The organism is Rhodococcus cerastii (assembly GCF_033042195.1).
GTDB lineage: Bacteria > Actinomycetota > Actinomycetes > Mycobacteriales > Mycobacteriaceae > Rhodococcoides.
The window spans coordinates 519,511-525,964 of the sequence record NZ_JAWLKF010000003.1 but is presented as its reverse complement, the minus strand read 5'-3'; the positions used below and the strand labels follow the sequence as shown (position 1 = coordinate 525,964).

6 protein-coding genes and 1 rRNA gene are annotated in these 6,454 nt (G+C 63.8%); 4 read left to right on the top strand and 3 right to left on the bottom strand.

From position 1 onward, the window contains the following. Positions 1 to 168: 168 nt before the first annotated feature. Positions 169 to 285: ribosomal RNA gene (rrf, locus tag R3P93_RS09305) — 5S ribosomal RNA — on the top strand. Positions 286 to 906: 621 nt separating this feature from the next. On the opposite strand, the gene R3P93_RS09300 is transcribed toward rrf, so the two are convergent. Further along, positions 907 to 2,496, bottom strand: a complete 1,590-nt coding sequence (locus R3P93_RS09300) for an adenylate/guanylate cyclase domain-containing protein (RefSeq protein WP_094640449.1) — start codon at positions 2,494 to 2,496, stop codon at positions 907 to 909. A 42-nt stretch (positions 2,497 to 2,538) separates the two neighbouring features. On the opposite strand from R3P93_RS09300, the gene nucS reads away from it, so the two are divergent. Further along, positions 2,539 to 3,210, top strand: coding sequence for an endonuclease NucS (nucS, locus tag R3P93_RS09295; protein WP_094640377.1), 672 nt, complete (start codon positions 2,539 to 2,541; stop codon positions 3,208 to 3,210). Positions 3,211 to 3,251: 41 nt separating this feature from the next. After that, positions 3,252 to 3,569: an ATP/GTP-binding protein gene (locus R3P93_RS09290; protein ID WP_149406336.1), complete on the top strand. Its 318-nt coding sequence runs from the start codon at positions 3,252 to 3,254 to the stop codon at positions 3,567 to 3,569. A gap of 30 nt (positions 3,570 to 3,599) precedes the next feature. Here R3P93_RS09290 and R3P93_RS09285 read toward each other — a convergent pair whose 3' ends face one another. Next, a complete protein-coding gene (locus R3P93_RS09285) occupies positions 3,600 to 4,550 on the bottom strand; it encodes a coiled-coil domain-containing protein (protein WP_317532862.1) in 951 nt (316 codons plus the stop codon). A gap of 59 nt (positions 4,551 to 4,609) precedes the next feature. Further along, positions 4,610 to 5,092 (bottom strand): methylmalonyl-CoA epimerase, encoded by a 483-nt coding sequence (mce, locus tag R3P93_RS09280; protein WP_394855268.1) that lies wholly within the window; start codon positions 5,090 to 5,092, stop codon positions 4,610 to 4,612. Between the two features lie 105 nt (positions 5,093 to 5,197). On the opposite strand from mce, the gene R3P93_RS09275 reads away from it, so the two are divergent. Beyond that, positions 5,198 to 6,388 (top strand): acetyl-CoA C-acetyltransferase, encoded by a 1,191-nt coding sequence (locus tag R3P93_RS09275; protein WP_317532860.1) that lies wholly within the window; start codon positions 5,198 to 5,200, stop codon positions 6,386 to 6,388. The last annotated feature ends 66 nt before the right edge of the window (positions 6,389 to 6,454 follow it).

Genomic DNA, 6,454 nt, shown 5'->3' with positions numbered 1-6,454 from the left:
GTGACTGGTACTAATAGGCCGAGGACTTACCACAAAGAAGCTACGCGTCCACTGTGCAATATCTGAAACAACACACGTTTCAGCACAACACAATTGAATGAACCAGTACGTCACCGATCTCGATCAGGTGGCACCGCTGATGTTCCGTGTGACTTTGTTTCGCAGAGTTACGGCGGCCATAGCGGAGGGGAAACGCCCGGTCCCATTCCGAACCCGGAAGCTAAGCCCTCCAGCGCCGATGGTACTGCACTCGACAGGGTGTGGGAGAGTAGGACACCGCCGAACACAATTTGCCAGAATGGCCCCCGACCACGGTCGCGGGCCATTCTGCATTTCGAAACCACCCACACCACACCCACCCACGAGCATCCGACGAACGCGCGCGCGCCCGCCACGATCCGGGCCTGACCTCGGCGGGCAGACTGACCACGCGACCGCGGATCGCTGTTACGAATGCAGACGCGCGCGCATTCGCTATCCGCGCGCACAATCGCGCCCCGACCAGACACCAATTCCCGCGCACCCGACGAACGCGCGCGCACTCGCGACGAACCGGGCCTGGACCTGGATGCGGGCAGACGACGCGACCGCGGATCGCTCTTACGAGCGCAGACGCGCGCGTTCGCTATCGGCGCGCAGAATCGCGCCCCGACCGGTCACCAAATCCCGCGCACCTGACGAACGCGCGCGCATTCGCGACGATCAGGGTGTGGACCCGGGTGCCGGCTCCACACTGTCGCCCCCGAGTTGCCCGCGACGGTGGTCCCGACGCAGACGCGCGCGCGTTCGCCATCCGCGCGCACAATCGCACCCCGACCACTCACCAATTCCCGCGCACCCGACGAACGCGCGCGCATTCGCGGACGATGCCGAGGCGGGAGCAACTGCCATGACCTGCAATACAGGTCAGGCGTGCACGGCAACGGGCTCGTCGGCGGTGACTTTTACATCTTTCGGATTCGCGAGGACTGTTTCGACGGAGCGTCCGCGAAGAGTCACCGAGTCACCGAATTCCCAGCGACCGGATTCCTCGTCTGCGGCACCGTCGACTGCCGTTTTGGAGGCCAGGATTGCCCCTGGAGCGTTCTTCGCCAGCTCGGAGAGGCGAGCAGCCTCGTTCACCGGGTCTCCGATCACGGTGTATTCGAATCGGGACTTCGCACCGACATTGCCGGCGACTGCGCGTCCCGCTGCGACACCCACAGCGGCACTGCATTCGGGCACTTCGACCAGCAGCCGTCGGGCAATTGCTCGTGCTGCGGCCAACGCCGAGCCGCAGTGGTCGGCAATTTCGTTGGGAGCTCCGAAGATGGCGAGCGCGGCGTCGCCTTCGAACTTGTTGATGAATCCGCCATGCTCGTCGACCTCGTCGACGACCACGGCGAAGAATCGATTGAGCAGATCAACGACTTCGGTGGGTGGTCGAGACGCCGCCAGCTCCGTCGATCCCACGAGGTCGATGAAGAACACTGCGATATCGCGTTCCTGGCCCCCGAGTTCGCTGTCGGATTGCAGTGCTTTCTCGGCGACCTCGTGACCCACGTGTCGGCCGAACAGGTCGCGAATTTTCTCCCGATCGCGCACACCGTCGGCCATCCGGTTGAACCCGCTCTGCAGCTCGCCGAGCTCGGTGCCGTCGTACACCGCGAGACGGACATCCATGTTGCCCTTCTCCACCTCGGCCATCCCCGCGCGCACATTGTTGATGGGTGATGTCGTCGCGAAGCCGCCGAGCACGGTCAGCGCAAGGCCGAACACGATCGTGATCCCACCGAGGGAGAGGATGGAGACCGCGAGCTGAGTCGCTGTCGTTTCGGGATTGATGAAGCGGAAGATCGCGATGATCATCAAACCGCTGACCGGCACACCGGTGCCCAGCAGCCACGAGAGAATCGAGCGGCCCATGACTCCGGCAATACGAATCCGTCGAGGATCGCCGGCTTCGAGTGCCCGAGCTGCAGCGGGACGAAGGGCGAATTCACTGAGCAGGTAGCTGAACGCACAGACGACTGTGCCACCGGCGGCGATAGTGAAGGCCACCTTGGGGATCGACGCCGAGTCGATGATGCCGTCGATCGTGGTGAGCAGCAGCAAGGCTCCGATCCAGAGCAGAATCTGGATTCGCGTCAATCGCCATGGCATCGCGAGTGTCGCGACCTGTTCTTCGCGGCTGGGTTGCCGGTCCTCGATTGCCCACCGCAAACTTCGCAGAGCGTGCGTGGTGCCCCAGACCGCACCGACGACGAATGCCACGAACACGTAGACCGGGACGACGATGTAGTTCACCCACCAGTACTTGTCGGGATCGAGGACGTCCGGGCCGGGCACCACGACGCTGATCAACACACCGACGATGACCGCGCCGATAAGATTCGACAGGATCAGGAAGACGGTCAGCAGGATCTGGATTCGGACCCGCCGTCGGCGAGGTGATTCGGAGGTGTCGCCGAGCAGTCGGGAGCCCAGCGGAGCGGCAGATCGTCTCAATTGCGGCATGGTCGTCACAGACTATCGGGGCTCCTGCTTTAAGGTGGTCGAGTGCGTCTAGTTATTGCTCGTTGCCAAGTCGACTACGTCGGCCGCCTCACCGCACACCTCCCGTCCGCTCGTCGCCTGCTCCTCGTCAAGTCCGACGGATCGGTCAGCGTGCACGCGGACGACCGGGCGTACAAGCCCCTCAACTGGATGTCTCCGCCCTGCTGGATGGTCGAGACCACCGAGGACGAGACGACCAAGTGGATCGTCACCAACAAGGCCGGTGAGGAACTTCGCATCACCATCGACGACGTCGAACTCGACTCGAGTCACGAGTTGGGTATCGATCCCGGTTTGGTGAAAGACGGTGTGGAGGCTCACCTTCAGGAGTTGTTGGCCGAGCACGTCAGCACCTTGGGTGACGGTTACACGTTGGTGCGACGCGAATACATGACGGCCATCGGACCGGTGGATCTCCTGTGCCGCAACGCCGATGGCGGAACGGTGGCAGTGGAGATCAAGCGACGTGGTGAGATCGACGGCGTCGAACAGCTGACTCGGTATCTGGAGCTGCTCAACCGTGATCCGCTGCTGGCTCCGGTCAGTGGAGTGTTCGCTGCGCAGGTCATCAAGCCTCAGGCGAAGACGCTGGCCACCGATCGCGGCATTCGTTGTCTCACACTCGACTACGACGTCCTGCGGGGAACCGACAGTACCGAGTTCCGTCTTTTCTGACGACGGTCGGCACGAATCGGCCCGTTCTCTACACTGGACGGGTGCCTCGTCGTAACCAACCCCGCCGACCGAATCGGAGCGGCCCGAGTGATCTCGCTCCGGCTACCGATTCCGTGCTGGGCGGCAACCGGATCGAGGTCGGTCCGGACGGTGACACGTACACGACACGAATGGTCCCGGGTGCGAAGGCCGTGAAGACCTATCGATGCCCCGGCTGCGATCACGAGGTGCGGCCGGGCGTCGCACATATCGTTGCGTGGCCGTCGGACGATTTCGGCGGTGCCGACAATCGCAGACACTGGCACACCGGGTGTTGGTCCGGCCGAAACACGCGAGGCCTCACCCGCAGGTGGTCGTAGCGGGGGAGGTCAGGCGCAGGTCCGGCTGAATCAGGACTCCGAGTCGGCCGATTCCTTCTCGTCCTCGGCCTTCGCGGCAGCCTTCTCTTCTTCTTTCTTCGGGATGGCCGTCGGGTCGGGATTGTCGAGCAGTTCGCTCTCACGATTGACCGAGGCGAGCATCGCCGGAACCGAATCGAGTTGGCCGCGAATTCCGAGCAGCTGTGCCAGCACGCGACTGCGGAGCACACGCAGCTCCTCGGCCAGTTCCTTGGAGTGCGCGATGCGACGCTCGGCCTGCTCACTCGCGGACTGAAGCCGTCGGGCAGCCTCGGTGGTCGCCTCCTCGATGCGGCGGGCAGCGTCGGCCTTGCTCGACGCTTCGAGTTCCTCGAGAGCAGTGAGAACCTTGGTGCGGCGCTCGGCCATCGTGATCTCGAAGTCTTCCTGAACCTTGGCGCGCTTTGCCTCGGACTCGGCAGCCAACTTGTCGCGCTCGGCCTGCGCGGCCTCGACTACTCGAGCTGCCTCGGTGCGCGCCTGAGCCATGGTCTGCTGGTGTTCGGCTTCGAGTGCCGTTCGGCGCTCTTCGAGTTCGGCCACCAGTGACTCGTGCCGTCCGCGGAGTCGGGCACTCTCTTGCTGCGCAACGGAAATCATCTCCTCGGACTCCGAGTGCGCCTTCGCGCGGACCTCGGATGCCTCGTCCGAGGCCAGTCGCAGCATGCGTGAGATGCGATCGCTCATCCCCTCCGCCGTGGTGGGCGGAACCGACAGACGATCGATGTCCTTGCGGAGTTCGTCGATCTCGTCACGAGCATCGTCGAGTTGCTTGGCCAGATCACGAGCCTGCGCGGCGGCCGCATCACGATCTGCGGTCGTCAAACGTAGTTCGGCGTCGAACCGCTCGAAGTAGTTGGTGACTTCGTCGCGATCGAACCCCTTCCGAACGATGGAAAAGGGAAGTTGCACCGTGGAAGTGCGCTCATGATCGATGGCCATGGCCGTCAATTTACCGGTGAGTCAAGTAGAGAGCCATACGGCTCGTTCACAGAGTTCGATCAGTGCGCGGCGGGGTTGGGTTCGACCAATTCGATCAGTACGCCACCGGCGTCCTTGGGGTGGACGAAGTTGATCCGAGAATCGGCGGTGCCGCGGCGCGGGGCGTCGTACAGCAACCGAACGCCGCGAGCGCGCAGCTCGGTCGAGATCACTTCGATGTCGGTGACTCGGTAGGCCAACTGCTGCAGTCCCGGGCCGTTGCGGCCGATGAACTTGGCGATGGTGGACGATTCGTCGATCGGCGCGAGCAACTGCAGTGCAGCGGACTTCTCGGTGGCTCCGGGGAAGGAGAGCATCGCCTCGCGAACGCCCTGCTCCTCGTTGATCTCCTCGTGCACTGCAACCATGCCGAGGTGGTCGGTGTACCAGGTGATGGCAGCGTCGAGATCGGGCACCGCGACACCCACATGATCGATAGCCGTCACCAGATCGGAGCGCAGCGGGGCTCCCGTGTAAGACTGCGTGCTGGAGGTCATGGCCATGACGTTAGCGCCAGCTGCGTTTCGGTGCTCCGCCCGGCCGGTATCGGTAGGGGGCGTCGGAGCGTTGATCTCGACAAGGCCGTCTTCATACTTTCGGAGGAAATCGTGACCACAACAGTCATCGTCGCCGGCGCTCGCACACCCGTGGGACGTTTTTCGGGTGCCCTCAAGGACTTCTCGGGATCGGATCTCGGCGGAATCGCCATCAAGGGTGCACTCGACAAGGCCGGTGTTGCGCCGGATCAGGTCGACTACGTCATCATGGGCCAGGTTCTCACCGCTGGTGCCGGTCAGATCCCTGCGCGGCAGGCTGCAGTTGCCGCTGGTATTCCGATGACCGTGCCCGCACTGACGATCAACAAGGTCTGCCTGTCCGGGGTCGACGCCATCGCACTGGCCGACCAGCTGATCCGCGCCGGTGAGTTCGAGATCGTCGTCGCAGGCGGTCAGGAGTCGATGACCCAGGCGCCGCACATGCTCGAGAAGTCGCGGGCCGGATTCAAGTACGGCGATGTCACCATGCGTGATCACCTCGCCTACGACGGTCTGTACGACATCTTCACCGATCAGGCCATGGGTGCGTTGACCGAGCAGCGGAACCAGAGCTCCGAAGCCATCAGCCGCGAGGAGCAGGACACCTTCGCTGCCGCGTCGCACCAGAAGGCCGCCACGGCGTGGAAGAACGGGGTATTCGACAACGAGGTCGTCCCGGTCTCGATCCCGCAGCGCAAGGGTGAGCCGATTCAGTTCACCGCAGACGAAGGCATTCGCGCCGACACCACAGTCGATTCCCTCGGCAAGCTTCGCCCTGCCTTCGACCAGGCCGGCACCGTCACTGCGGGATCCGCGTCGCAGATTTCCGACGGTGCCGCCGCCGTCGTGGTGATGAGCAAGGAGAAGGCCGAGTCGCTCGGTCTGACCTGGCTTGCCGAGATCGGTGCACACGGAGTGGTGGCCGGTCCCGACTCCACCTTGCAGTCGCAGCCCGCGCGCGCTATCGCCAAGGCGTGCGAAAAGGACGGCATCGACCCGAAGGACCTCGACGTCGTGGAGATCAACGAGGCGTTCGCAGCGGTCGGAATCGCGTCGACGCGCGAACTCGGCATCGATCCCGAGATCGTCAACGTCAACGGGGGAGCGATCTCGATCGGGCATCCCCTGGGCATGTCGGGAGCTCGCATCGCCTTGCATCTGGCTCTCGAGCTGCAGCGTCGCGGCGGCGGAGTGGGCGCTGCCGCACTGTGCGGCGGCGGTGGACAGGGCGACGCCCTCATCGTTCGAGTGCCGAAGCAGTAGGACTCGTAGTGGCTCTGGAGAAGAACTGAGACCAGAGCCACTACGCTCCGTCGTAGCAGACCGGGC